Here is a 25,576-nt window from a genome sequence, read left to right as displayed (position 1 = left end):
TCAGCCATACATGAACCGGGAGGACCCGGCTATCCGAACATATCTACGAATACCCTAGCAAGCGCACCGGACATTCAGCGGGTGCGGCGCGCTTTGGCTTCCGCGTCTGCCCAAGCCCGTTGCGCGGGAGTCAAGGAGCCGCTGCCGGGCCCGGTGGTGCTGACGGCCGCGCCGCTTCCGGCCCGCCAGGCGTGGGTGATGGCCAACGCCAGGGCGTCGGCTGCGTCGGCCGGCCGCGGCGGGGCGTCAAGGCGGAGGATCTTGGTAACCAGCTTGGTCACGGCATCCTTGTTGGACGTGCCGCTGCCGGTCACGGCGGCTTTGACCTCGGACGGTGTGTGCAGCGCTACCGGGATGCCGCGGCGCGCGGCAGCGGCGATCACCACGCCCGAGGCCTGGGCCACCCCCATCACGGTGCTGACGTTCAGCTGGGAAAAGACGCGCTCAACGGCCAGGACGTGCGGTGTGTACTTGTCCAGCCACTCGTCGATGGAGGTCGCGATGACCAGGAGGCGCTGGTCCAGGCTTTCCTCCGGCGAGGTCCCGACGACGCCGAACGCCACCATCGTGGCCCGGCGGTTTTTCTCAACGTCCACGACGCCGATCCCGCAGCGGGTGAGGCCCGGGTCGACGCCGAGGACGCGCAGCGTCACTCCGCTTCCAGTGCGGCCTGCACTTCGTCGCTGAGGTCGGCGTTGCTGTAGACGTTCTGGACGTCATCGAGTTCTTCGAGGGCATCGACAAGCTTCATGAACTTTTTGGCGGCTTCGAGGTCCAGCGGAACCTGCATGGACGGGACAAACTCCGCCTCGTCGGAATCGTATTCGATCCCCGCGTCCTTGAGGGCATCGCGGATGGCCTGCAGGTCCGTCGGCTCGGAATGGATCTCGAAGCTGTCCGAGTGGTCCTTGACTTCCTCGGCGCCGGCGTCCAGGACGGCCATCAGGACATCGTCCTCGCTGAGGCCGTTCTTCGGCAGCGAAACGACACCCTTGCGGGAGAAGAGGTAGCTGACCGAACCGGGATCGGCGATGGTTCCGCCGTTGCGGGAAATGGCGAGCCGGACTTCGGAGGCGGCACGGTTTTTGTTGTCGGTCAGGCACTCGATCAGCAGCGCCGAGCCCTGCGGCCCGCGGCATTCGTACATGATCTCGGTGTAGTCAACCACTTCGCCGGTGAGGCCGGCGCCGCGCTTGATGGCACGGTCGATGTTGTCAGCGGGGACCGATGTCTTTTTTGCCTTGGTGACGGCGAGTTCCAGGCCCGGGTTGCCGGCGAGGTCCGGACCGCCCATCCGTGCGGCGACTTCGATGTTCTTGATCAGCTTGGCGAACGACTTTGCCCGGCGGCTGTCGAGGATGGCCTTCTTGTGCTTGGTCGTCGCCCATTTGGAGTGGCCTGACATGCTTTACGCTTCTCCTCTGATCATTCGGATAAACAATTTATGCACACGCTTCTCCCCCGTCACTTCCGGGTGGAAGGAGGTGGCCAGCAGCTTGCCGGAACGCACAGCAACAATTCTAGCCGCCCCGGCCAGCGCCTCGGGGTGGGAGGCGCCGGCCGGCTCCACTACGGCGAGGACCTCCACGCCGTCGCCGACGCGTTCCACCCACGGTCCGCGGATAAAAACAGCGTGCACGGGGGCGACGCCGTCGCCGGTGGCACTGAAGCCCAAGCCCTTGAAATCGAGATCCGTTTCGAAAGACTCACGCTGCCGGCCGAAGGCGTTCCGGCGCACCGTGATGTCAAGGCCCCCGAAGGTCTGCTGGGGGTTGCCGGCGAGGTCCTTCGCGGGGTCGGCGATTTCCTCGGCGAGGAGAATCATCCCGGCGCAGGAACCGTAGACCGGCAGCCCGGCCCGGATGCGGGTGCGCAGCGGATCACGCAGTCCGAAGGCCCGGGACAGCTTGTCGATGGTTGTCGATTCACCCCCGGGAATGATGAGGCCATCGAGGCCGTCGAGTTCGGACGCCCGGCGGACGCCGATGCCCGTGGCGCCGGCTTCTTCCACCGCGCGCAGGTGTTCGCGGAAGTCGCCCTGAAGGGCCAGGACGCCGATCCGCAGGCCCGAACCCGCGCGGGAAGAGGAGGCAGAAGAGGGGTTGGTCATCCGAACAGCATAGTGGCCTGAACGAACCCGCCGCCGCCGCCCGGCGGGCTTCCATGCCGACGCTGGGATATATTACAGAGCATGTTTTACTTCAGCGTTCCGCTCGGCAAGCTCGTCCGCCGGGTGTCCCGGCTCAGGGGCGGAGGCTCTGCCCTGCCGGGGCTGGTCGTCGAAAAAATCGACCCCGGGTTTATGCGCAGGACGCTGTCCACGCTGCCGCACGGCGTCGCCGTCGTCAGCGGCACCAACGGCAAGACCACCACCACGAAGATGGTGGTCGAACTCCTGGAGAGCCAGGGCCTGAAGGTCTTCACCAACCGCACCGGCAGCAACTTCACCCGCGGCGTGGCCGCTGCGCTGCTCGGCGAGGTGGACTGGCTGGGACGCCTCGACGCGGACGTCGCCGTGCTGGAACTGGACGAGGCGCACGCGGTGCACTTCGTGAACCAGGTGCCGCCGCGCTACTGCCTCCTGCTCAACGTGCTGCGGGATCAGCTGGACCGTTTTGGCGAGATCGACAAGACCGCCCAGCTGCTGCAGCACATCGCCGCCAAAACCACCGGAACCGTCGTGCTGAACCGCGAGGACCCCCGCGTCGCACGGATCGCGGAAACTCTCGCCGCGCAACCGCACGTAACGGGCACGGGAAAAACAGGCACGCACAGCGGCCCCGACGTCCTCTACTTCGGCTTGGATGATTCCCTGCTGAGCACCTTCCCAAACGACGACGAGATGCGGACCGCCCCCGGCAGCCCGGTGCCGCCGGCTCCCGCCAAGCCGCATGCCGACGTTGTGCTTCGCCGGGTCGGTGCCGCGGACGCGGACTTTGAGTACGACGGCGTCACGGCCACCACGGCGATGAAGCTCCGCGGTGTCTACAACATCTTTAACGCCGCGGCCGCGCTGACCTTGGCGCGGGCAATTGCGGTGGGGGACCCTGTCCCTGGAAAAACGGCCGTCGCGGACAACGAGAGCCTGCTGGCGGCCCTGTCCCGGGTGGCACCGGCCTTTGGCCGCGGAGAAAGCCTCGTCGTCGACGGCCTGCCGCTGGACCTGGTGCTGGTGAAGAACCCCAGCGGCTTCCGCCTCGGGCTGAAGTCGTTTCCTGCTGCGGGGTACGCCACGATGATCGCAATCAATGACAACTATGCCGACGGCCGGGACATGTCCTGGCTCTGGGATGTGGAATTCGACACCCTGAGCGAGGGCGGCGTGGACCAGTTGAGCGGCTCCCGCGCTTACGACATGGCACTCCGGCTGCAGTATAACGACGTCTCTATCGGCGCCGTGAATACCGAGATTGCGCCCGCACTGGCAGCCTTTATCCGCGGGGCCAAAAACAAGCCCAAACGAATCTTCTGCACCTACACGGCGATGCTCGCCATCCGCCGCGAGCTGGCCAAAATCACCACTGTGGAGGTGGTCTCATGAGCAAAGGAACCATCCGGGTCCTCCAGCTGTACCCGCAGGACATGAACATCTACGGCGACTGGGGCAACGCCCTGGTGTTGGCACAGCGGCTGCGCTGGCACGGCTACACGCCGGTATTGCTTGAGTACAACGTCGGCGACGCCTTTCCGGCGGACATCGACCTGGTAGTCGGAGGCGGCGGACAGGACAGCGGACAGCTTGTAATCCAGGACGACCTGCTCTCGCGCGAATCCGCGCTCAAGGAACTGGCCGAGAACGGCACCCCGATGCTGGTGATTTGCGGCCTCTACCAGCTGTTCGGGAAGTTCTTCAAAACCCGGACGGGTTCAATCATCCCGGGAATTGGCATCCTGGACGTGGAAACCCACGGCACCGATGAGCGGCTGATCGGCAACGTGTCGGTGACCTCCCCCGAGTTCGGCACCGTGCTGGGTTATGAGAACCACAGCGGGCAGACCAGCTTGGGCCCGGGCGTCTCGCCGCTGGGAGCCACCGCCAAGGGCACGGGCAACAACAGCAGTTCCGGCCAGGAAGGGGCCCGCTACCGCAACATTGTGGCCAGCTACCTGCACGGCTCACTATTGCCCAAGAACCCGGTCCTGGCAGACTTCCTGATCCGGACCGCCGTCGAGCGCAAATACGGCAGCTTCTCCCCGGGTACCCCGGACGACTCGTACGCCGTCCTGGCCCGGGACCACGCCGCCCGCCGCCCGCGCTGACAGCCACGGCGCCGTCCGGGCTATCCGGGTAGCATGGGTCTCGCGTGCCGTGACCTGCGGCCCGTCGCTCAACCGTCGCTCGAAATGGAGTCCGCCATGGTTGGAGATCCAGATCCCGGGCTGGTGTTCGCCATCCCGGGCGACCTTTCAACGCCCACCGGCGGCTACGCCTATGACCGCAGCCTCCTGACGCACCTGCCCGGCTGCGGCATCCGGGTCCAGCACCTGCAACTCCCGGGCCAGTGGCCGTCTCCGACGGCCGCTGACGTTGAACAAACCAGGCGGGTGCTCGCCTCGCTGCGGCGCGGGACCCCGGTTATGGTGGACGGACTCGCGTTCGGCGCGTTCCCGGACACACTGCTTGAGATGTTGGGAGATGGGACCGGCCACCCGCTCCTGGCCCTCGTACACCATCCACTGGCAATGGAAGCCGGGATCGCGGAAGACGAACGCCGGTTGCTCGCGGCAACCGAGCGCCATGCCCTGGCACGCGCCACGCACGTGATTGCCACCAGCGCGGTGACGGCCCGGACTCTGACCCGCGACTACGGCGTCCCGGCCGGCAAAATCTCGATCGCCTGTCCGGGGACACCGCCGGCACACCGGGCCGAAGGCTCAGACGGCACACGCGGGGCGGAACTGCTCTGCGTCGGGTCGGTCTCCCCACGCAAGGCCTATGGCGTCCTTGCCCTGGCACTTTCGCAGTTGACTGACCTGGACTGGCATGTCACCATCGCCGGTGAAACCCACCGGGTGCCGGGCGAGCACGCCCGCGTAGCCGCCGCCATCGAGGCCCACGGCCTTGCCGGCCGGGTTACTTTCACCGGTGTCCTGACGGCGGATGAGCTGGCGGCCGCCTACCGCTCCAGCGACCTCTTTGTGATGCCGTCCCTCTATGAGGGCTACGGCATGGCGTTGGCGGAGGCCATGTCCTACGGCCTGCCGATTATCTGCACCACCGGCGGGGCCGCGGCCGAGACGGTGCCGGACGGCGCTGCCGTCAAGGTCCCGCCCGGGGACGCGCCCGCCCTCGGCAATGCCCTCCGTCTACTTTTGACCAATCCGCAGCGCCTCGCCGACCTCGGGGAGCGCTCCTGGACCGCCGGACGGACGCTGCCGCCCTGGTCTGAGACTGCCGGTCGGGTCGCTGGCGCGGTGCGGGCCGTGGCCCGGTTGCTCCCGGAGCGCGCGGCATGAGCGGCTTCAGCCCGGAGTGGCTGGACCTGCGCGAACCGGCTGACCACCGGGCCCGGGATTCGGAGCTAGGCCAGCAGCTGTCCGCTTATTTCGCTGCACACACACACGTCAGCGTGGTGGATCTGGGCTGCGGTTCCGGGTCCAATCTGCGGGGCACCGCGAAGTTGCTGCCGGACCACCAGTCCTGGCGGCTGGCGGACTATGACGCGCAGCTGCTGACCTTGGCCCGGCACCGCCTGGTCGATTGGGCTGACGAGAGCCGGTCCGAGGGCGCCCTCCTTCGGCTGCGCAAAGAGAACAAACACATCGACGTCAGCTTCGCCGAGGCCGACCTGACCCGTGACCTGGCGCAGGTGCTGACGCCGGCTCCGGACCTTGTCACGGCCGCAGCACTGTTTGACCTGGTTTCGGAGCCCTGGCTGGAGCTGTTCACGGCCGCCCTCAGCGCGGCCGGGCTGCCGCTCTACACGGTCCTGAGCTACGACGGCCGGCAGGAATGGCAGCCGGCCCACCCGCAGGACGGGCGTGTGCTTCGTGCGTTCAACAGCCATCAGCAGTGGGACAAGGGCTTCGGTCCGTCCAGCGGTCCGCGGGCCACGGCTGCGCTGGCGGGACTGCTCAAGGTGCACGGTTATGCCGTGCACACCGCCGACTCACCCTGGCTGCTCGGACCGGAGGATTCGGATCTCCGGCGCGAACTCGCCACCGGCATCGGCTCTGCCGCGTTGGAGACGCAGGAGCTCACCCCGGGGGAAGTCGCCGACTGGCTGGCCGCCCGCCGGGATCCGGGCCAGGCGACGATCGGCCACAGCGATGTTTTCGCCACGCCCCGGCTGGACTGAGCCGGACCCTCCGGTACACCGTGCCGATGCGTTCCCGGAACGCGCCGTCGCTTAGCCAGGTCCTACATAGGCGAGGACGTCCCGGGCTATGCGGCGGCTTGAGGCTGCCCGGAGGTGACCCATGCCCTCGTACCAGATGAGGGTGCAGTCCGGGATAAGACCGGCCGTCTCGCGCGCAACGTCCTGCGGGAAGAACTGGTCCGAGCCACCGCAAAGCAGCAGCACCGGCCGCCGGATGTGCGGGAGCACGGCCCTGGAATCAAAGCTCACTTCCGCCTCGACTTCGGTCAAGACGTCCGCGAGCGGATAGCCGGCCCCGGTGATGACCAGGCGGCTGATTACCGGTCCGAGCAGCCGCCGAAGCCACCGCAGCCGCTCGTTCGGGATCAGATACTCGGCGAAAACCGTACCGGCGCCGTCCGGGTCCCCGTCCGCAATGGCATGCGCCATCCGGGAGTCGACGTCCTTGCCCCAGTCACTCAGCTCCGCGGCGGTGACCACCATGGCCATGTGGTCGAAGGATTCGGGATGCCGCGCGGCCAGGTACTGGGCGATCATTCCGCCAAACGATTCAGCCACGACAATGTCCACGCGGCCGCCGAATTCCTCGGCTATCAGCCGCGCATAGTCGTCCGCCATGTCGGCTACCCGGTGTTCCGGCGGCATTCCGCGGCGCCGGGTGACAATCCAGACGGAGTACCCGGCCCGGAAAAGTGGGGCGAACTGCCGCCGAAGCATCTGGCGCAGCAGCCCCCGGGGAACCGTGCTCCCCGGGCCACCCTGGATGAAAAGGAGTTTTTTCCCGCCATTGCCCAGGCTCAGGTAGTCCATGCCGTTGGGAAAGGTCCCGTTCCGGGTTTCCCGGTCCGCTATCGGTACTCTGCCCACGAAAGCCTCCTGCCCGGTGGTGAAAGGAACTGCCCCCAGCCCTCGCGTCACCACCACGGTATGCGCCGGTCGGAAGCACGGCAAGACCCCGCGGAGTGGGCGCGGCCGTTCCGCCCGGCGCTACGGCTCCCTCGTGATGAGCAGTTCGTGGGCGCCCGCGGCTGCGGCTCCCATCGACTCGACCACGGTCTGGGTGCGCATGTGGGTGGCCGCGTCGGCCGCGGCACCGGCGCAGGGGCCCTGCGGTGCGTCGGAGGCAACGGAACACCAGCGGTAGGGGCTGCGGACAATTACCGACGGCGCCCAGGCCAGATCGGAGGCGGTCCACTTGCCGGCGGCGTCCTGGCTGAACTGTGCCCGCACCAGGAGACCTTCATTGTTGACCACGTAGCTCGGTGAGAGTTCGGTGATCCCGTTGCCCAGTCCGTACACAATCCACGTCCCCTTGTACTGCTCGATCGGGAGAACCGAGTGCGTGTGGTGACCGTAGATCATGGTGAACTGGCCGCTGTCCGCGAGAGCGTGGGCGACGCTTTGCTGCTCGGCGTTGGGCTCACTGGAGTACTCGTCGCCGGCGTGCATGGCAGCGAGGACGATGTCCGCTCCCAACGCGCGGGCCTTCTTGGCCTTGGCGATCATCACCCCGGGATCGAGCATGTCCACCTGCCAGTCGGCCTCCGGAACTTGCCCGTTCAACCCATAGCTGGCATCGATGACGGCGATTTTGGCCGCAGCGGTTTGCAGGACCATAATTCCCTGCGAGTCCGCTTCGCTCCGGTACGAGCCGGTGTGCTGGAGTCCGGCGGCGTCCATGGCGTCCAGCGTGCGGACCAGGCCGGCCGTGCCCTGGTCGATGGTGTGGTTACTCGCCGTCGTACAGGCCTGGTAGCCCACCCCCTGGGCAGCCGTAATAATCTGCGGCGGGACGTTGAACGAGGGGTAGGCGGAGAAGGGGCCGGTGGGGCCGGCTACCGGTGTTTCCTGGTGGCAGATCGCCAGGTCACTCTTCTCGATGTATCGGCGCTGGCCTTCCAGCAGCGGTCCGAAGTCCAGGCCCTTCGCACCGGTGGCGAGGGCGTCGGCACGGGCCTGGTCCCACAGCTGGGCATGAACCAGCATGTCGCCGGTCACCAGCACCGAGGCGCAACGGACGGCCCGGCAGGCCGGGCCCTTCCCCGGCGTCGGGATCGGGGCCGGTGACGTCGACGGGCCCGGTACCGGGGTCCCCGCCGATGCAGCACCACTCTCGCTGCTCCCGGCGGCCGCGGAACGCGAGCCGCCGTTTTCCGGTTGGGCGCCGGACCCGCAGGAAGCCAAAGAGGCTACGAGGGACAGGGCTGCGGCAACGGTGATCAGGCGAGCACGCCGAGTCGGGGTAAGGGTACGCATGGCGCCATCCTACGATGACGCCGGGCAAAAAACGCCGGTCCGCCGTTGAGACTCCCTGCATTACATGAAAGAGTTATTTCATGATCAACCCATTGATGAGCCCCAGCCACCTGCCCTTCGGCCTGCCGCCCTTCGCGGACATCACCGATGAGCACTACTCCGAAGCGGTCGAGGCCGGCCTTGCCGCACATCTCACGGAGATCAAGGCGATCGTGGACACCGCGGAACCCGCCTCGTTTGAAAATACGGCGCTCGCCATGGAGCGGTCCGGACAGCTCCTGCAGCGCGCCGCCGCTTCCTTCTTCACGCTCGTCTCGGCCGACGCCTCGGACGCCATCCGCGAGCTGGAGACCGCCCTATCCCCGCGATTGTCGGCCCATCAGGACGCCGTCTACCTCAACCGTGGCCTGTTCGAACGGTTCGCCGCGATTAACACCGACCAGCTCGACGCCGAGTCTTCGCGCCTGGTGGACGAATACCTCAAGGAATTCCGCCAGTCCGGCATCCAGCTCGACGGCGCGGGCCAGGATCGGCTCAAGGCCGTCAACGCCGAGCTCTCCCGGTTGGGCACGGAATTCGGCCAGCGGGTCAAGGAAGCAATGAAGTCCGCAGCTCTGCTGCTCGATGACGCCACCGAACTTGCCGGACTTCCCGCGGACGATGTTGCCAGCGCTGCGGAAGCTGCCCGCACTGCCGGGCACGAAGGCAAGTACCTGCTGACCCTCATCCAGCCCAGCAACCAGCCCGCCCTCGCCGCGCTGGACCACCGGGGCGTCCGCCGGCGCCTGTACGAGGCGTCCGTTGGCCGCGGCAGCGCCGGCGGCAACTTTGATGTTTTGGATCTGGTCAAGGACACAGTCCGGCTCCGGGCCGAGAAGGCTGCGCTGCTGGGCTTCGACAACTACGCCGAGCTGGTCGTGGATCAACAGACCGCCCCGGACTTCGCCGCCGTGCAGGCCATGATGAACCGGCTCGCACCGGCCGCCGTCCGCAACGCCAATGCGGAGGCAGAAGCGCTGGCCAAGATCGCCGGGCACCCGCTCGAAGCCTGGGACTGGGCCTACTACTCCGCCAAGGTCAAACGCGAACGGTATGCAGTTGACGAACAGGCTCTGCGCCCTTACTTCGAGCTGGACCGCGTCCTGCACGAGGGCGTGTTCTTCGCCGCCAACGCGCTGTACGGTGTCACCTTCCACGAACGCGCAGACCTCTCCGGCTACCACCCGGACGTGCGGGTCTGGGAAGTCCGGAACCAGGACGGCACGGAGCTGGGGCTATTTTTGGGCGACTACTACACCCGCGAGTCCAAGCGCGGCGGAGCATGGATGAACTCTCTGGTGGAACAGTCCGGCCTGCTCAACGCCCGGCCCGTGGTGATCAACAACCTGAACATCTCCAAGCCACCGGCCGGCGAACCCACCCTCCTGGCCCTCGACGAACTCCGCACCGCGTTCCACGAGTTCGGCCACGCCCTGCACGGACTGTTCTCCTCCGTCACGTACCCGCGCTTTTCCGGTACCTCCGTGCCGCGGGACTTTGTGGAGTACCCCTCGCAGGTCAACGAAATGTGGATCATGTGGCCCGAGGTTCTGGCGAACTACGCACGCCACCATGCCACCAACGAGAAGCTCCCGCAGGAGATCGTGGCCAAGCTCGATGCCGCACAGCTGTGGGGCGAGGGCTTTGGCACGACCGAGTACCTGGGCGCTGCCCTGCTTGACCTGGCCTGGCATGTCCTGGACGGCACAGAGGTGCCCGAGGACGTTCTGGAGTTCGAGGCCGGGGCATTGGCAGCGGCCGGCGTGGCACACCACCTGATCCCCCCGCGCTACCGCACGGGGTACTTCCAGCACATTTTTGCCGGTGCCGGCTACGCCGCGGGCTACTACTCCTACATTTGGAGCGAGGTGCTGGACGCCGAGACGGTGGAATGGTTTAAGGAAAACGGCGGCCTCACCCGCGCAAATGGCGACTTCTTCCGGGCTGAACTGCTCTCCCGCGGCAACAGCCGGGATCCGCTGGATTCCTTCCGCGCCGTCCGAGGCCGAGACGCCGGACTCGAACCGCTGCTCAAGCGCCGCGGCCTCGAGTAGCCCACGGAATCCACCCGGCGCAGCCCAACTGACTCGCAGGTGGGGTCGTTTTGAGCCCTCAAAACGACCATATCTGCGAGTCAGTTGGGCGTTGGTGCAGTTACCAGCCGCGCTCAGCGAGGCGGTGCGGCTGCGGGATTTCGTCGACGTTGATTCCGACCATGGCCTCGCCCAGGCCGCGGGAGGCCTTGGCGATCTCGTCCGGGTCATCAAAGAAGGTAGTGGCCTTCACGACGGCGGCCGCCCGCTGGGCCGGGTTGCCGGACTTGAAGATACCGGAGCCAACGAAGACACCGTCGGCGCCGAGCTGCATCATCATCGCCGCATCCGCCGGGGTGGCGATGCCGCCGGCGGTGAACAGCACCACGGGGAGCTTGCCGGTGGCGGCCACTTCCTTCACCAGTTCATACGGGGCCTGCAGTTCCTTGGCCGCGACGTAGAGCTCGTCCTCGGCCATCCCGGCGAGCCGCTTGATCTCCGCACGGATCGAGCGCATGTGCGTGGTGGCGTTGGAGACATCCCCGGTGCCGGCCTCGCCCTTGGACCGGATCATCGCCGCGCCCTCGTTGATCCGGCGCAGCGCCTCACCGAGGTTGGTGGCACCGCAGACGAAGGGAATCGTGAAATTCCACTTGTCGATGTGGTTCGCGTAGTCCGCCGGGGTCAGGACCTCGGACTCGTCGATGTAATCCACGCCCAGGGTCTGGATGACCTGGGCTTCGACGAAGTGGCCGATCCGGACCTTCGCCATGACCGGAATGGACACGGCGGCGATGATCGCCTCAATCATGTCCGGATCGGACATGCGGGACACGCCGCCCTGGGCGCGGATGTCGGCCGGAACGCGTTCCAGCGCCATCACTGCCACGGCTCCGGCATCCTCGGCGATGAGGGCCTGCTCGACGTTAACGACGTCCATAATGACGCCGCCCTTGAGCATCTCCGCCATACCGCGCTTAACGCGGCTGCTGCCCGTAACGCTCTGTGCGGACGCGCCGGCTTCGCTGCTTACATCAGGTGTAGACACAAAAACCCCTATGGGTAGATAGTTGACCTCGCCGGAGCGCTGACGGCGCACAAGAACCGCTTCGCACGCACCGGGTTACCGGATCCATTGGCCGGCACAGCTAATACTAGTCCCCCGTTGCGCGGCGCTGAATTTCCGTTACACCCCGGGCCGCCGTCGAAGGCGCACGCTCAGGCCGCCTGTTCGGACGCGGTGCCTTCGGTTGATTCGATCCACTGGCGGTGCACTGCGATGATCCGCTGGACGATGGTGACGAGGCTCGCGGCGGCCAGCAGAATCAAGGTCACAAAAAGCACCACGCTCGGCAGGCCCAGGCCGGTGAAGCCCGTCACCACCAGCACGGACACCAGCCGCTCGGCGCGCTCTGCAATGCCCACGTTTGCCTCGAAGCCCAGCGCCTCGGCCTTGGCCCGGGCGTAAGAAACCACCATTCCCAGGACCAGGCAGAGGATGGCGGCCACGGCGATGGCGATGTTCGCCCCGCCGGTGAAGAACCAGACCGCGACGCCGGCGAACAGTGCCCCGTCGGCCACCCGGTCCAGGGTGGAGTCCAGGAAATTGCCCCAGCGTCCCCCGCCCTTGTGCATCCGGGCCATAATGCCGTCGATGACGTCGGAAAAAATGAACGCAGTGATAAAAAGCGTCCCCCACCAAAGCTGGCCCAGCGGGTAGAAAACCAGCGCCCCGACCACCACGCCTAGGGTTCCGACGATGGTCACGGCGTCCGGGGAGACGCCGATCCGCAACAGCCACCGGGCGAGCGGGGAGAAAAGCGCGGTGAAGAATCCGCGCGCGTGCCTATTGAGCATCCGTGGCCCCGACAGTCGCCTGCCCCGCGCCGTTCTCCTGCGGCCACGCGTCAGCCACTTGCTGACGTACCTCGCCCAGGGTCTGCGTGATGGCCTTGGTCTGGGCGATGATCGGGAAGAAGTTTCCGTCCCCGCCCCAGCGCGGAACCACGTGCTGGTGCAGGTGCCCGGCTATGCCGGCACCGCCGGTTACCCCCTGGTTCATGCCCAGGTTGAATCCCGTCGGATTGGCGACCTTGCGCAGCACACGCATGGCCGTCTGGGTCAGTTCGGCGAATTCCGCCGTTTCCGCCACGTTTAGGTCCGTATAGTCGGGAATGTGCCGGTACGGGCACACCAGCAGGTGGCCCGGGTTGTACGGAAAGAGATTGAGCACCACATAGCTGGTCCTACCACGGTGGACGATCAACGAATCATCGTCATCGCGGTCCGGCGCCACGCAGAACGGGCAGTCGTCCACGTTCTTGAACTGGTTCTGGCCGCCCTTGATGTAAGCCATGCGGTGCGGAGTCCACAGACGCTGGAAGGCGTCCGGCACCCCGGCCAAAGCAAAGTCGTCCGTCACGCCAGCATCCCCCGGATAGTCCGGGGCGGCACCTGTGGATTCCCGCATCGCTGGTCCCTGTCCGCTAGCTGGTCCGGTTACGGACGGCGTCGACGATCCGCTGGACGGCTTCAGCAACCGGCACACCGTTGTCCTGGCTGCCGTCACGGAAGCGGAAGGATACGGCTCCGGCTTCGGCGTCGTCGCCCCCGGCGATCAGCACAAACGGGACCTTGTCCTTGCTGGCGGTGCGGATCTTCTTCGGAAAACGGTCCGAGGAAATGTCCACCTCCGCACGGATGCCGGCGGCCTTGAGCCGGCCCACAACGTCGAACATGTAATCGTTGAACGCCTCGGCCACCGGAATGCCGACCACCTGGACGGGAGCCAGCCACGCCGGGAAGGCACCGGCGTAGTGCTCGGTCAGGACCCCCATAAAGCGTTCAATCGATCCGAACAGCGCGCGGTGGATCATCACGGGGCGCTGGCGGGTGCCGTCGGCGGCCTGGAACTCGAGTTCGAACCGCTCGGGCAGGTTGAAGTCCAGCTGGATGGTGGACATCTGCCAGGTGCGGCCGATCGCGTCGCGGGCCTGCACGGAGATCTTGGGGCCGTAAAACGCTGCACCCCCCGGATCGGGAACCAGGTCGAGTCCGGATTCCTCGGCCACCTCGGCGAGGGTCCGGGTGGCTTCCTCCCAGATCTCATCCGAACCCACGGACTTCTCCGGGTCCTTGGTGGAGAGCTCCAGGTAAAAGTCGTTCAGGCCGTAGTCCTTGAGCAGCGCAAGGACGAAGTTGAGGGTCTTGGTGAGCTCATCCTTCATCTGCTCGCGGGTGCAGTAGATGTGGGCGTCGTCCTGGGTCATGCCCCGGACCCGGGTGAGGCCATGCACAACGCCGGACTTCTCGTAGCGGTAGACGGAACCGAATTCGAACAGGCGCAACGGCAGTTCGCGGTAGGACCGGCCGCGGGAGCGGAAGATCAGGTTGTGCATCGGGCAGTTCATCGGCTTCAGGTAGTAGTCCTGGCCGGGCTTGCGGACGGTGCCGTCCTCGTTGAGTTCCGCGTCGATGTGCATCGGGGGGAACATGCCGTCCCGGTACCAGTCCAAGTGGCCGGACACCTCGTAGAGGTGGCCTTTAGTGATGTGCGGGGTGTAGACGAACTCGTAGCCGGCCTCGACATGGCGCTGACGGGAGTAATCTTCCATCGCTTTGCGGATGATGCCGCCCTTGGGGTGGAACACCGGCAGGCCGGAGCCCAGCTCGTCGGGGAAGGAAAACAGGTCCAGTTCAGCCCCGAGCTTGCGGTGGTCGCGACGCTCGGCCTCGGCCATCCGCTCCTGGTAAGCCTTGAGTGCTTCCTTGGTGGGCCACGCGGTGCCGTAAATGCGCTGCAGCTGCTTGTTCTTCTCGCTGCCGCGCCAGTACGCCGCTGAGGAGCGGGTGAGCGCGTAGGCGTTGGAGATCAGTTTGGTGTTGGGCAGGTGCGGGCCGCGGCACAGGTCACACCAGACGGCTGTGCCTTCCTTGCGCTCGACGTTGTCGTAGATGCTCAGCTCGCCGCCGCCCACTTCAACACTGGAGCCGTCGGCGTCGGAGCCTGCGCCCTTGAGGCCGATCAGTTCAAGCTTGTAGGGCTCGTCCTTCATCGCCTCACGCGCTTCGTCCTCGGTAACCACACGGCGGACGAACTTCTGGTTCTGGTTGATGATCTTCTGCATCATCTTTTCCAGAGTCTTCAGGTCCTCCGGTGTGAACGGCTCCTCAACGTCGAAGTCGAAGTAGAAGCCGTCGGTGATGTACGGGCCGATGCCCAGCTTGGCGTCGGGGCGCAGCTGCTGGACGGCCTGGGCCATCACATGGGCGGCGGAGTGCCGCAGGACGTTAAGGCCGTCGGGGGAATCGATGGTGACGCCCTCAACTGCCGCGCCCTCGGGCAGCGGCTGGTCCAGGTCCTTCAGCTCGCCGTTAATGCGGGCCACAACGACGTCGCGGCGCTCAAAAAAGAGTTCCGCGCCGGTGGTCCCGGTAGCCACCTTGGTCTCTTCGCCATCGACGAGAAGGGTGATCTGCTGGGCATCTGACACGGGTGTCTCCTATTCAAAGTTGAGGCTTCGTAGCTTGTGGCGTACGGGGGCCACAGCCAGCCCCGTCCATGCTATCGGTTTCTGCAGAGGCCAACCAACGCGCCACTCAGCCTCCCAGCCCGGTAATGGCGAGGTGGCGGCTGATGCCCTCCAGCGGGCCCGGCGGCTCAGCTTCCCGGTAGTCCGGGATCCCGGCCGCCGGGGCCGGGAATGGCAGGGTCTGCGTGCGGCTCAGGTCCCAGGCCATGCTGGCGCTGATACTGATCCCCCTCGGTCCGGTCCGCCGGGTTGTTCCCCTGATCAGCAACAACCGGGTGCCGAACAGCAGCGGGCCTGTAAGCTCCTGGGCTTCATGGAAGAATACCGAGTCCACACAGCCCGTGCCGTCGTCGATGCTGATGAACACCACGCGCCGGCCTCCCCGCATGGGAGGGGTCTGGGTGGCGACCCGTACCCCCGCGACCAGCACCTCGGTGCCGTTGCGCAACCCCAGCAGCTTGTCCGCGGTGGTGACGCCGAGCCGGTCCAGCATCGGCCGGTGGCTTGCCATCAAGTGGTCGCTGACATCCACGGCCATCAGGTCCAGTTCGGCCCTGACGGTGTCCACCAGGGTCGGCGCAGGCAGCCCGGCCTTGAGGTTTTTCAACTCGACATCACCCAGCGGCAGGGACAGCTGACCATCGATCACGTCGATGCCTTTGCGGTGCGGCCGGCTTTGCAGGGCCTGCAGGTGATGGACCAAGTCCGCCCGGTTCGCGGCCCCGCCGGCGGCCCGGTGCAGGGAATCGAAAGCACCGAGCTGCGCCAGCCGCTGGATGCTGGGCCTGCTCAGCCGGGACCTGGCCCGCAGGTCCGCGAGCGAATCATAGGGCTGTCCGGCCACGATCCGTTTCAGCTCGGACCCGGAGAGTCCATAGATGCCGTTCAGGCTCAGCCGGATACCCAGTCTGCCGCGGTCCTGACCGGTATCCACACGTTCCACCCGGTACTCGGCGTGACTCCGGTTGATGTCCAGGGGCAGGATCGGGATTCCCAGCCGCCGGGCCTCGGCCACCAGGAGCCGCTTGGGATACATGCCCGGATCGTGCTCCCACAGTCCGGCGAGGAACGCCTCCGGGTGGTGGGCCTTCAGCCAGGCCGACTGGTAGGTGGGTACGGCAAAAGCAGCGCCGTGGGCTTTGCAGAACCCAAAGCTTCCGAAGGCCTTGAGCGTTCCCCAGACCTTGTCCACCACTGCGGGGCTGTACCCCCGGGCGCGGGCTTCCTTCCGGAAGAACTCCTCCACCTTTCCTTCGAGTACATCGTTGCCGAGGGCGCGGCGGAATTCGTCGGCCCGCGCCAGCCCGCATCCGGTCATCACGTCGAAGGTCTTGAGGATCTGCTCATGGAACACCGTGACGCCGTGAGTCTCCTTGAGGACGGGTTTAAGGTCCGGGTGCGGGTAGACCTCGGGTGCAAATCCATGCCGGTACTCCAGGAAAGGCCGGACCATATCCGATTTCATCGGACCAGGCCGGAACAGGGAGATATCGATGATCAGGTCATTGAACTCCCTGGGCGCGAGCTTCCCGATCAGCTCCCGCTGACCGGGTGACTCGATCTGGAAACAGCCCAGGGTATGGGTACTGCGGATCAGTTCATAGGTGGGTTCGTCGTCGAGCGGCACGGCGTTGAGGTCGATCTGGCCGTCCTCGGCGATGTAGTCCGGCCCGGTCCCGTCAGGCCCTGCCGGATGTGCGCCTGCGGCGACCACCTCGGCTTTGGAGGGATGGAGCCGGATCACTTCGCGGACGGCGAAGGCCATGGCGCTTTGCATCCGGACACCCAGGACGTCGAGTTTGAGCATGCCCATCGGGTCCATGTCGTGCTTGTCGAACTGGCTCATCGGCAGACCCAGCCCGCTGGGCTGGACAGGCGTCCGGTCCAGCAGGGTCGCATCCCCCAGGATCACCCCGCAAGGGTGCATGGAGATATGGCGCGGCAGCCGGTCCAGCCGTTCGGTGAGGTCCACCAGCAGATCCAGCTGCTGGTTCCCGCTGAAGTCGCGCTGTCCCACCCGGCCGGCGAATTCCTTCAGCTCAGGCTTCTCCACGAGCGCTTCACGGAAGTTCCGGGCTGAAAATCGCCACAACTGCTTGGCGATGTCCCCAATCTCGCCTTCCTCCATGCCCAGTGCCAGGCCGGCGTCGCGCACGGCACCGCGAGCGCGGTAGCCGTTTTGCATACTCATCAGGGTGACGCGCTCGGACCCGAAGCGCTCAAAGATCTTCCGGTACACGTTGTGCCGTTCAGCACTTTCGACGTCGATGTCGATATCCGGCAGGGTGGCACGGTCCCGGGAGAGAAAGCGTTCGAAGATCAGGTCGTGCTGGAGCGGGTTTACCTGGCTGACGTCGATCAGATAATTGACCAGGCTGGAGGCCCCCGAGCCTCGGGCTGCTGCCCGTACCCCCATGTCCAGGATCATCCGGGACACCTCGGCCACGGTCAGGAAGTACGCGGCGAAGCCCAGGTTGTCGATGATTCCCAGCTCATGCTCCAGCCGCGAACGCAGCTCCCCGGCAGCTTTGCCGGTGATCCCCGGGAACCGCCTGCCGATGCCGGCCTCGCAGCGCAGGATGAGTTCGGCGAGGGGATCCCCGGCGATTCCGATCACTGTGGCCTCCGGCACCACGGGCTGTTTCCAGCCCATGTCCGTTACCGGGTCCATCCTGCAGCGGTCCGCGAGCGCCTCGGTCTGCGCCATCAGGCTTTTGAGGTCGGCAGCGCCGTATCCGGCGGCGTGCATGATCTCCTTGCCCAACTGCAGCATCTGGCCCGAGGATTTCAGCCAGCCCTGCCCGTTGGGCTGAAGCAACGGGGCAGCGGAAAGCTCGGGCAACGATTTCAGCGTGCGGGCGGAATCCAGCACGTCCGCGGTGGCCGCCCCGTCTTCGGCGACGTAACGCACGGCGTTGCTCAATACAGCGGGAACCCCGTGCTCAGCGGCAAGCTTGAGCATCCGTACAGCGTGGGCGGTGCTCAGCGGTTCCCCGGGCGGACTGAGCTGGCTGACCACCTCGGCGGCGATTGTTCCCGGGGGCATGGCATCGAGCCAGCGTTTGAACAGGGTGCGGGGGCGCAGGTAGCGCCTCCCGCCCATGGCACGTCCCACGTCGGAGTCCGGGCCGATCAGCACGGTCAACACCGGCTTGAGCGTTTCCGGGTGCAGGGTCCGGGAGGCCAGCTCGGACCTGGTCACCGCGACCGGCACCGCTCCCCCGGCCTTGCCCGTGGTGCGGGCATGCGCATCGGAGATCAGCCGGCACAGCGCACGGTAGCCCGCACCGCTGTTGTTCCCGTGGGCCAGCACAACCACACGTCCCGCTACCTCGGTGCGGAGGTCGCCGTCGTCGTCAAAGACCGCAAGTTCCACGCCGGCAATCGGATCAAGTCCCGCAGCCATGCAGGCCTTGAGGTGTTTGACTGTTCCATAGAGGCCGTCACGGTCCGTGCAGGCGAGCGCCGTCGCGCCGTCCGCGGCAGCGGCGGCGGCCAGCTCATCCGGCCAGGAGACCCCGTAGTGGGCGCTGAAGGCGGTGGAAACATGGAGATGCGTAAAGCTCATGCTGATTCGGGCGCAAGGAACGGACGCAGGGCGTCGTGGATCCGCAGCAGGCGCCAGCGTCCGCTGCCCACATGCCGGGTGAGGTCAAGGGTGAGGCTGTCGGTGTCGGTGTCGGTGGAATCTGCCGGGCGCACCTGCACCCGCCAGATCTCGTGATCCACCAGCCCGGGACCGCTCCCCAGCGGTGCCCGCTGTTCCTCAGCCCACCATTGACGCCGCTCGTACCAGCGGACCGGTTCCGCACAAAGGATGTAGTGGCGGCCGGCCCAGCCGAGCGTCAAAGGCTCGCCCGAAGGGGTGCAGACGACGTCCACGGTCTCGCTGAACATACCCACTGCGCCTCCCGGACCACACCATGTGAAAAAACGACCGGTAGAAAAACGATCGGCAACTATTCGAACATATATTCGAACAACTCCAGTCTACGACGGTCCTTCGGCAAAACCTAGGTCAGGGGTGGACGGACGTACGCGCAGGTAGCAGGATTGAGCCATGAGCTCCCATAACGCACTTCTGAAACACGTCAGCATCGCCGCCGAGGACACGTCCCTGGTGGCGAAGTTCGATATAGACGGAAACATCCCCGGCCAGGGCGCTTATGTGGTGGGGCTCGTCGCGGCAACACCGGATCATTCCCACCAGCGAAGGATGGGGATCGAGTTTATGAACGGGGAGGCGGTGTCCTTCTACTGCTTCAGCCATGACGGTACGGAGGAGAACTTTGACCTTAAGGGTGTCGACCACTCCGGAAACACCATCACCGGGCATTTCCCGCTCAGCACTGTCATGGGCCTGGCCAAGGGCCACCTGATGACGGCATTCAGCGACTGTGACGGCCGGGAGTACCAGTCAAACGTTGCGGTAGAGGAAGCCCTCTAAGCCGCCCGTCAGGAGCTGGCTTTGTAAACCTCCAGCTCGAGCGTGATAAAAGCATCGACCATGGCCCGGTAGGTTTTTTCGATGAGGTCGACGTCGATGTCCTTCTGCTGGGCCGTGGTGCGGACGTGTTCGATCACCCGCTCCACGCGTCCGGGGGCCCGCACCTCGGCGCTGTCCGCTTTGAGGGTTCCGGCGATCCGGATCAGGCGCTCGCGGCGGCCGATCAGGGACACGATCTGTTCGTCCACCTCGTCAACCGCCACCCGGACAGCCGCGAGCTGTTCCCGGTCGGCTTTGGCAGCTTTATCGTTTTCGTGATTTGTGGACATGTCCATGACAGTATCGAAAGATGCAGCCACGAGTCGATTTAATTTCACTGGGTGTCCGCAGCGTTGGCGCCTCCCGTAGTTTCTACGTCGATGGCCTGGGTTGGCCCGTCCACCGAGAAGTCCGCGGCGAGGTTCTGTTCATCCAGGCCAACCACGGGCTCATCCTCTCGCTCTGGGACGCCGGCCAGATGCAGGCAGAAGCCGGCACCGATCCACCCGCCGGCATTCCCTGCATCACATTGAGCCACAACCTGGCCAGCGCCGCGGAAGTGGACTGGGTGATGGCGGAAGCCGAATCCGCCGGAGCGGCCGTTATCGCGGCGGCCAAGACCCAGCCCTGGGGCGGCTATACCGGCTACTTCGCCGACCCCGACGGCTACCGCTGGGAAGTTGCCTTCAATCCCAGCTGGGCGGTCGACGGCGGCGGGAAGGTGACACTCTGAACCGGCCACCCCGCGTGCCCGCCGCAGCACTGCAGCACGGCTGTGTGCGCATCCCTAGAACAGGCTTCCCACCGGCCGGATCAGCTCCGGGGAATCATTTTTGACATTCCCGACCGCGGTACCCACGGCGTCGATCGTCCAGCCCTCCGCAACGTCGTGCGCGCCCGCCCGGACCAGATCGACCAGCCCTGCGGCATCGTCGGCCTGCGGATCCAGCCACGCCTGCAGCGTCGTCCGGTCCATTGGCAGCGGAACCCGGTCGTGCAGGGCCGTGAGCTCGGCCAGCATCCCCCCGGCATAACCCTCCGGCGGCGCGTCGGTAGTCATGATCGACGTCGAGAGCAGCCAGCGTTCCGGGTCATCGTCGGCCTTGGCGGGGTCTTTCCACCATTCGTAGAGACCGGCGAAAACTATCGGATGGCCGTCCTTCGGGTGCACGTAGTAGGGCTGCTTGCCGCGGCCCTGGCCCTTCCATTCGTAGTATCCGTCAGCGGGAACCGCACACCGCCGGGCCCGGGTTGCCTTCCGGAACGCCGGCTTCTCCAGCACACTCTCGCTGCGGGCGTTAATCATCTTGGAGCCGATCCCCGGGTCCTTGGCCCAGGACGGCACCAAGCCCCAGCGGGCGATATGCAACTGCCGGACCGGCGTGCCGTCCACCAGCCGTTCCAGCAGGATCGGCACCTCCGCGGTCGGGGCCACGTTCCACGACGGCGGAATCACGGTCTCCTCTTCGAGTCCCGCGTCGAACTCGGCCAGCAGGTCTCCGACGGCCCTTGCCATCACGTAGCGTCCACACATGGCACCAGCATGCCACTGCGCCCAAACGGTGTCATCCGGCGGTCTTCGAACCCGGGCCCGCGGCGGCCGGCGTCCGGCCGCCGCTTCGCATCAGGGCGCGTCGTCGACGGTGAGGACTATCTTGCCGCGGGTGTGCCCTTCCATATTGAACCGGAAGGCATCTGCCGCCTGCGGCAACGGGAAAGTCCGGGCAATTTCGACCCGGATTTTGTGCTCGTCCACCAGGTCGGCAAGTTCCTGCAGCTCGGCGCCTACAGGGTTGACCCACATCCAGGTCCCGCCGTGCTGCTCCACTTCACTGTCGGCAATCGAGGCGTGCCGGCCCCCGTCGGCCAGGACAGCGAGGGTGGCTTCGAGATTCCCGCCCACGAAGTCTGCGACAACGTCGACGCCGTCCGGACGCAGGGCACGAACCCGCTCCGCGAGTCCTTCGCCATAGCTGACGGGCTCGGCGCCGAGGGAACGCAGGAAGTCGTGGTTCTTCTCGGAAGCGGTGGCGATTACACGGGCGCCGAGCGCCACGGCGATCTGGATTCCGAGGGACCCCACACCGCCGGCGCCGCCGTGGATCAGCACCGTCTCGTCCGCCGTGAGACCCAGCCGGGTGAGTACCTGATAAGACGTCAAACCGGCCAGCGGAAGACCTGCGGAGGCATTCCACCCCAGGGATGCAGGCTTGCGCGCAAGGAGCCGCTCCGGCAGGGCGATGTACTCAGCAAAGCTACCGCCGTGGACGTAGTCCTTGCGGCCATAGGAAATGACTTCATCGCCGGGCCGGAAATGCGGCGCGTCGATCCCCACCGACTCGACAACGCCGGCCACATCCCAGCCGGGGACCGCCGGGAACTGCACGTCCATCGCCGCGTCCAAGTAGCCGGCCATTATTTTCCAGTCGACCGGGTTCACCGACGCCGCCTTGACCTTTACCAGGACCATGCCCGGCCCTACCTTCGGCAGCGGGAGCTCTGCCAATTCAAGGACGTCCGGATTGCCATATTCGCTATAAGTAATTGCCTTCATGCCAGCGTCAACGGCTGCCGCCGGGACCCTATTCCACAACCTGCCGGAGGGTGTCGGGCCTCACCTCCCGGGCGCTGAGCGCACACGGCGCGGGCATTGCCCGGGAATAGCGCGCCGCAGGTTACGGTTATTTCCAGTGACATCCCACTTTTGCCGGCATGGGCGCTGCCATCCAGCGCCGGCACCCAGCTTTGAGGAGAACTTCGTGGACTTTACCCCCGAATCCGGCACCATCACCATGTTTTCGACCACGTGGTGCGGCTACTGCAACCGCTTGAAGAAGCAGCTGGATGCCCAGGGCATCGGCTACACCGAGATCAACATCGAAGAAGTTGAAGGCACCGCCGATCTCGTGGAAAAGCTCAACGGAGGTAACCGGACGGTCCCCACTGTGCTGTTCCCGGACGGCACTGCAGCCACCAACCCCTCCGCGGCTGAGGTCAAAAGCCGCCTTGCGGCTTAAAGCCCACCCTTGAACCGGTAACGAGCGACGGCAGGGTCTCCCCGGAGGCCGTGCCGTCGCTCGTTATGCGAAAGAATGTTGTGCGGCAAAAACCCCGATACAAGCAGAGGAGCTATTCCCATGGTCCATAAAGTCAAAGGCGTCATAGCCCGCTCCAAGGGCGCGCCCGTCACCCTGGAAACCATCCTGGTCCCGGATCCCGGACCCGGGGAGGCCCTTGTGGACATCCTCACCTGCGGTGTCTGCCACACCGACCTGCACTACAAGCAGGGCGCCATCAACGATGACTTCCCATTCCTGCTCGGCCACGAGGCCACCGGCGTTGTCAGCGCCGTTGGACCCGACGTCACCGAGGTTGCCCCCGGCGACCGTGTGGTGCTGAACTGGCGCGCCGTCTGCGGCGAATGCCGGGCGTGCCGGCGCGGCCAGCCGCAGTACTGCTTCAATACCCACAACGCCACCCAGAAGATGACACTCGAGGACGGCACCGAGCTCACCGCGGCGCTGGGCATTGGCGCGTTCGCCGAGAAGACACTCGTCGCCGCCGGGCAGTGCACCAAGGTCGACCCCGAGGCTGACCCGGCCGCGATCGGCTTGCTCGGCTGCGGAGTGATGGCAGGCATCGGCGCGGCCATCAACACCGGAAACGTCAAGCGCGGCGATACCGTCGCCGTCATCGGTTGCGGCGGTGTCGGCGTGGCAGCCGTTGCCGGTGCCGCGCTCGCCGGTGCCACCACGGTGATCGCCGTTGATATTGATCCCAAAAAGCTCGAACGCGCCAAGGACCTCGGCGCAACCCACACCGTGGACTCCTCCGCCGCGGACCCGGTGGAGGCAATCCGTGCACTGACCGGCGGCTTCGGCGCCGACGTGGTGATTGACGCCGTCGGACGTCCGGAGACCTACAAACAGGCGTTTTACGCCCGGGACCTGGCCGGGACCGTCGTCCTGGTGGGTGTGCCCAATCCCGAGATGACCCTGGAATTGCCGCTGCTGGATCTCTTCGGCCGGGGCGGCTCGCTTAAGTCCTCCTGGTACGGCGACTGCCTGCCTTCGCGCGACTTCCCCATGCTGATCGACCTCTACCAGCAGGGCAAGCTGGACCTGGATGCCTTTGTGACGGAACGGATCACGATCGACCAGATCGAGGAGGCCTTCGAGAAGATGCACGGCGGTTCCGTGCTGCGATCGGTGGTTGAACTGTGAGCGGAGGTTCCGCGCAGGGCCTCCGGATCGACCGTCTGGTCACCTCGGGTACCTTCTCGCTCGACGGCGGCACCTGGGATGTTGACAACAACGTCTGGATCGTGGGCGACGAGTCGGAGTGCGTTGTGATCGACCCGGCGCATAACGCCGGTGCCGTGGCCGCAGCCGTTGCGGGCCGGAGAGTGAAGGCGATCCTGTTGACCCACGGACACGACGACCACATCGCCGCCGTCGGCGATTTCCGCGGCCGCGTCGGCGCGCCGGTATATCTGAACCGGGACGACTGGATGCTGTGGGAGCGGGTCTTCCCGGGAACCGAACCGGACCACGCGATCGAGGACGGCGACAGCTTCGAGGTCGCCGGCGCCCGGCTCGTGGCCCTGCACACGCCCGGACATTCGCCGGGTTCCATGTGCTTCCTGCTGGCGGAGGAGGGAACCGTTTTCAGCGGCGACACCCTGTTCCAGGGCGGTCCGGGGGCCACCGGCCGGTCCTACAGCGATTTCCCCACCATCATCGAGTCCATCAAGGGCCGGCTGCTGACGCTGCCGGCGGACACCGTGGTCCGGACCGGGCACGGTGACCCGACCACTGTCGGTGCCGAAGCGCCGCAGCTGCAGGACTGGATCGCCCGGGGCCACTAGGGGCCAGGGACCACCACCGGCAACAAGCAGGCCGGGCACCGCTGGTGCCCGGCCTGTTTGTTCGAACGTTCACGCGGGCCGGAGGCCAAACCGGGGTGAGCTATCCTGCGGGGGCGAACTGCGGGTCGGCATCCGGGACCGTCTCACCGCCGGTGGCTCTTGCCCTCCGCGGCAGGTTCGCGTAAGAGGGAACCATGAGTTCACAACAAGATCTCCTGCGCGGGCGCGTGGCCGTCGTGACTGGCTCGACACGTGGTTTGGGGTTTGCCATGGCCAGGGTCCTGGGGCACAGGGGCGCCACTGTGGTGCTGGCGTCCAGGTCGGAGGTCGACGTCGCGGCCGCCGTCGAGCGGCTGCGCACGGAAGGGATAGCGGCGTCCGGACGTCACTGCGACACCGGAGAACTGGCCGACGTCGAGGCCCTGCGCGAGGAGGCCCTCGGCCGCGGGATGCTCGACATCTGGGTAAACAACGCAGGTGCCGCCGGCGTCTTTGGGCCGACGGCGTCTACCCCGGTCGACGACTTCACGCGGGTGGTGCGCACGAATATCCTCGGCACGTTCCACGGCTCCAGGGTCGCGTTGCCAGTGTTCCTCGCCCAGGGCCACGGCGACCTCGTTAACATCTACGGCCAAGGCGACCAGGGTCCGGTGGCGCTGCAGAACGCCTATACCTCGAGCAAGCGCTGGGTCCGCCAGTTCACCGAGACGCTGCGCCGGGAGACCAAAAGCAGCGGCGTGCGGGTACATGGCATGAACCCCGGACTGGTGATGACGGACATGCTGGGGCACATCACCTCCCAGCCCGGGTACGGGCACCGACTGGGCGGGCTGCAGATCGTCGTCGGACTCTGGGGGCAGACCGCCGACGACGCAGCGCGCCCCATCGTGGAACTCGTCACCTCGGATGCCGCCGAGTACCGGTATCTGAGCAGGACAACAATGGTGACCCGGGGGGTGCGCAACGTGCTGGCCGGGCGCCTGCGGCGCGCCAACCGCATGCCCCTGGACGTCACAGTCCTTGGCGGGGCCGGCCGGGACTGA

General features: G+C 66.2%; 25 protein-coding genes. 11 read left to right on the top strand and 14 right to left on the bottom strand.

Annotated features, from left to right (window positions below; genetic code table 11):
• Nucleotides 1-74: 74 nt before the first annotated feature.
• From ruvC to pdxT, 3 genes are read right to left on the bottom strand one after another with little or no spacing between them, the layout of a single operon-like run.
• Nucleotides 75-653, bottom strand: a complete 579-nt coding sequence (ruvC, locus tag QMG72_RS02570; protein WP_282360589.1) for a crossover junction endodeoxyribonuclease RuvC — start codon at nt 651-653, stop codon at nt 75-77.
• A complete protein-coding gene (locus QMG72_RS02565; protein WP_226775099.1) occupies nt 650-1,405 on the bottom strand; it encodes a YebC/PmpR family DNA-binding transcriptional regulator in 756 nt (251 codons plus the stop codon). Before QMG72_RS02565 ends, ruvC begins: the two co-directional genes overlap by 4 nt.
• Before the next feature lie 3 nt (nt 1,406-1,408).
• On the bottom strand, nt 1,409-2,110 hold the full coding sequence (gene pdxT / locus QMG72_RS02560; protein WP_253032661.1) for a pyridoxal 5'-phosphate synthase glutaminase subunit PdxT: 702 nt from the start codon (nt 2,108-2,110) through the stop codon (nt 1,409-1,411).
• An 81-nt stretch (nt 2,111-2,191) separates the two neighbouring features.
• Here pdxT and QMG72_RS02555 point away from each other — a divergent pair, with 81 nt between their 5' ends.
• The 4 genes from QMG72_RS02555 (at nt 2,192) to QMG72_RS02540 (ending at nt 6,299) form a co-directional block, all read left to right on the top strand.
• Nucleotides 2,192-3,541 (top strand): Mur ligase family protein, encoded by a 1,350-nt coding sequence (locus tag QMG72_RS02555; protein ID WP_282360586.1) that lies wholly within the window; start codon nt 2,192-2,194, stop codon nt 3,539-3,541.
• Complete coding sequence (locus QMG72_RS02550) at nt 3,538-4,260, top strand: type 1 glutamine amidotransferase (protein ID WP_283479568.1); 723 nt, start codon at nt 3,538-3,540, stop codon at nt 4,258-4,260. The genes QMG72_RS02555 and QMG72_RS02550 overlap by 4 nt, the downstream gene beginning before the upstream one ends.
• Before the next feature lie 96 nt (nt 4,261-4,356).
• A complete protein-coding gene (locus tag QMG72_RS02545; protein ID WP_283479566.1) occupies nt 4,357-5,457 on the top strand; it encodes a glycosyltransferase family 4 protein in 1,101 nt (366 codons plus the stop codon).
• A complete protein-coding gene (locus QMG72_RS02540; protein ID WP_283479565.1) occupies nt 5,454-6,299 on the top strand; it encodes a class I SAM-dependent methyltransferase in 846 nt (281 codons plus the stop codon). Before QMG72_RS02545 ends, QMG72_RS02540 begins: the two co-directional genes overlap by 4 nt.
• Nucleotides 6,300-6,350: 51 nt before the next feature.
• On the opposite strand, the gene QMG72_RS02535 is transcribed toward QMG72_RS02540, so the two are convergent.
• A complete protein-coding gene (locus QMG72_RS02535; RefSeq protein WP_283479564.1) occupies nt 6,351-7,187 on the bottom strand; it encodes an alpha/beta fold hydrolase in 837 nt (278 codons plus the stop codon).
• A gap of 120 nt (nt 7,188-7,307) precedes the next feature.
• Nucleotides 7,308-8,576 (bottom strand): CapA family protein, encoded by a 1,269-nt coding sequence (locus QMG72_RS02530; RefSeq protein ID WP_283479563.1) that lies wholly within the window; start codon nt 8,574-8,576, stop codon nt 7,308-7,310.
• A gap of 80 nt (nt 8,577-8,656) precedes the next feature.
• Between QMG72_RS02530 and QMG72_RS02525 the strand changes: the two genes are divergently transcribed.
• Nucleotides 8,657-10,669 carry a M3 family metallopeptidase gene (locus QMG72_RS02525; protein WP_283479561.1) on the top strand — a complete coding sequence of 671 codons (2,013 nt, stop codon included), beginning with the start codon at nt 8,657-8,659 and terminating at the stop codon, nt 10,667-10,669.
• 100 nt (nt 10,670-10,769) lie between these two features.
• Here the strand turns inward: QMG72_RS02525 and pdxS are convergent, their stop codons facing one another.
• The 6 genes from pdxS to QMG72_RS02495 form a co-directional block, all read right to left on the bottom strand.
• Nucleotides 10,770-11,696, bottom strand: a complete 927-nt coding sequence (gene pdxS / locus QMG72_RS02520; RefSeq protein WP_226775090.1) for a pyridoxal 5'-phosphate synthase lyase subunit PdxS — start codon at nt 11,694-11,696, stop codon at nt 10,770-10,772.
• A gap of 170 nt (nt 11,697-11,866) precedes the next feature.
• The gene (gene pgsA / locus QMG72_RS02515) at nt 11,867-12,505 is read right to left on the bottom strand and encodes a phosphatidylinositol phosphate synthase (protein WP_226775089.1); all 639 of its coding nucleotides are present in this window, start codon (nt 12,503-12,505) and stop codon (nt 11,867-11,869) included.
• A complete protein-coding gene (locus QMG72_RS02510) occupies nt 12,495-13,118 on the bottom strand; it encodes an HIT family protein (RefSeq protein ID WP_226775088.1) in 624 nt (207 codons plus the stop codon). The genes pgsA and QMG72_RS02510 overlap by 11 nt, the downstream gene beginning before the upstream one ends.
• 16 nt (nt 13,119-13,134) lie before the next feature.
• Complete coding sequence (gene thrS / locus QMG72_RS02505) at nt 13,135-15,141, bottom strand: threonine--tRNA ligase (RefSeq protein ID WP_283479560.1); 2,007 nt, start codon at nt 15,139-15,141, stop codon at nt 13,135-13,137.
• Between the two features lie 106 nt (nt 15,142-15,247).
• Nucleotides 15,248-18,748 (bottom strand): DNA polymerase III subunit alpha, encoded by a 3,501-nt coding sequence (locus QMG72_RS02500; RefSeq protein ID WP_226775086.1) that lies wholly within the window; start codon nt 18,746-18,748, stop codon nt 15,248-15,250.
• Nucleotides 18,745-19,083 carry a DUF6504 family protein gene (locus QMG72_RS02495; protein ID WP_226775085.1) on the bottom strand — a complete coding sequence of 113 codons (339 nt, stop codon included), beginning with the start codon at nt 19,081-19,083 and terminating at the stop codon, nt 18,745-18,747. The genes QMG72_RS02500 and QMG72_RS02495 overlap by 4 nt, the downstream gene beginning before the upstream one ends.
• Nucleotides 19,084-19,240: 157 nt before the next feature.
• On the opposite strand from QMG72_RS02495, the gene QMG72_RS02490 reads away from it, so the two are divergent.
• Nucleotides 19,241-19,627 carry a hypothetical protein gene (locus QMG72_RS02490; RefSeq protein WP_226775084.1) on the top strand — a complete coding sequence of 129 codons (387 nt, stop codon included), beginning with the start codon at nt 19,241-19,243 and terminating at the stop codon, nt 19,625-19,627.
• Between the two features lie 8 nt (nt 19,628-19,635).
• Here QMG72_RS02490 and QMG72_RS02485 read toward each other — a convergent pair whose 3' ends face one another.
• On the bottom strand, nt 19,636-19,962 hold the full coding sequence (locus QMG72_RS02485) for a chorismate mutase (RefSeq protein WP_226775185.1): 327 nt from the start codon (nt 19,960-19,962) through the stop codon (nt 19,636-19,638).
• A 14-nt stretch (nt 19,963-19,976) separates the two neighbouring features.
• Here QMG72_RS02485 and QMG72_RS02480 point away from each other — a divergent pair, with 14 nt between their 5' ends.
• Nucleotides 19,977-20,399, top strand: coding sequence for a VOC family protein (locus tag QMG72_RS02480; protein WP_282360201.1), 423 nt, complete (start codon nt 19,977-19,979; stop codon nt 20,397-20,399).
• Between the two features lie 54 nt (nt 20,400-20,453).
• Here the strand turns inward: QMG72_RS02480 and QMG72_RS02475 are convergent, their stop codons facing one another.
• Nucleotides 20,454-21,200, bottom strand: a complete 747-nt coding sequence (locus QMG72_RS02475; RefSeq protein ID WP_226775082.1) for an SOS response-associated peptidase — start codon at nt 21,198-21,200, stop codon at nt 20,454-20,456.
• A gap of 90 nt (nt 21,201-21,290) precedes the next feature.
• A complete protein-coding gene (locus QMG72_RS02470) occupies nt 21,291-22,220 on the bottom strand; it encodes an NADP-dependent oxidoreductase (RefSeq protein ID WP_226775081.1) in 930 nt (309 codons plus the stop codon).
• Between the two features lie 205 nt (nt 22,221-22,425).
• Here QMG72_RS02470 and QMG72_RS02465 point away from each other — a divergent pair, with 205 nt between their 5' ends.
• The 4 genes from QMG72_RS02465 (at nt 22,426) to QMG72_RS02450 (ending at nt 25,576) form a co-directional block, all read left to right on the top strand.
• Nucleotides 22,426-22,683 (top strand): mycoredoxin, encoded by a 258-nt coding sequence (locus tag QMG72_RS02465; protein ID WP_024367105.1) that lies wholly within the window; start codon nt 22,426-22,428, stop codon nt 22,681-22,683.
• 120 nt (nt 22,684-22,803) lie between these two features.
• Nucleotides 22,804-23,889 (top strand): S-(hydroxymethyl)mycothiol dehydrogenase, encoded by a 1,086-nt coding sequence (locus tag QMG72_RS02460; RefSeq protein ID WP_226775080.1) that lies wholly within the window; start codon nt 22,804-22,806, stop codon nt 23,887-23,889.
• Nucleotides 23,886-24,533 carry an MBL fold metallo-hydrolase gene (locus QMG72_RS02455; RefSeq protein WP_282360207.1) on the top strand — a complete coding sequence of 216 codons (648 nt, stop codon included), beginning with the start codon at nt 23,886-23,888 and terminating at the stop codon, nt 24,531-24,533. The genes QMG72_RS02460 and QMG72_RS02455 overlap by 4 nt, the downstream gene beginning before the upstream one ends.
• A gap of 194 nt (nt 24,534-24,727) precedes the next feature.
• A complete protein-coding gene (locus tag QMG72_RS02450) occupies nt 24,728-25,576 on the top strand; it encodes an SDR family NAD(P)-dependent oxidoreductase (RefSeq protein WP_226775078.1) in 849 nt (282 codons plus the stop codon).

This window comes from Pseudarthrobacter sp. PH31-O2, assembly GCF_030063265.1.
In the GTDB taxonomy this organism is placed as follows: domain Bacteria; phylum Actinomycetota; class Actinomycetes; order Actinomycetales; family Micrococcaceae; genus Arthrobacter.
The sequence above is the reverse complement of the archived record's forward strand: the minus strand, read 5'-3'. Positions and strand labels throughout refer to the sequence as shown.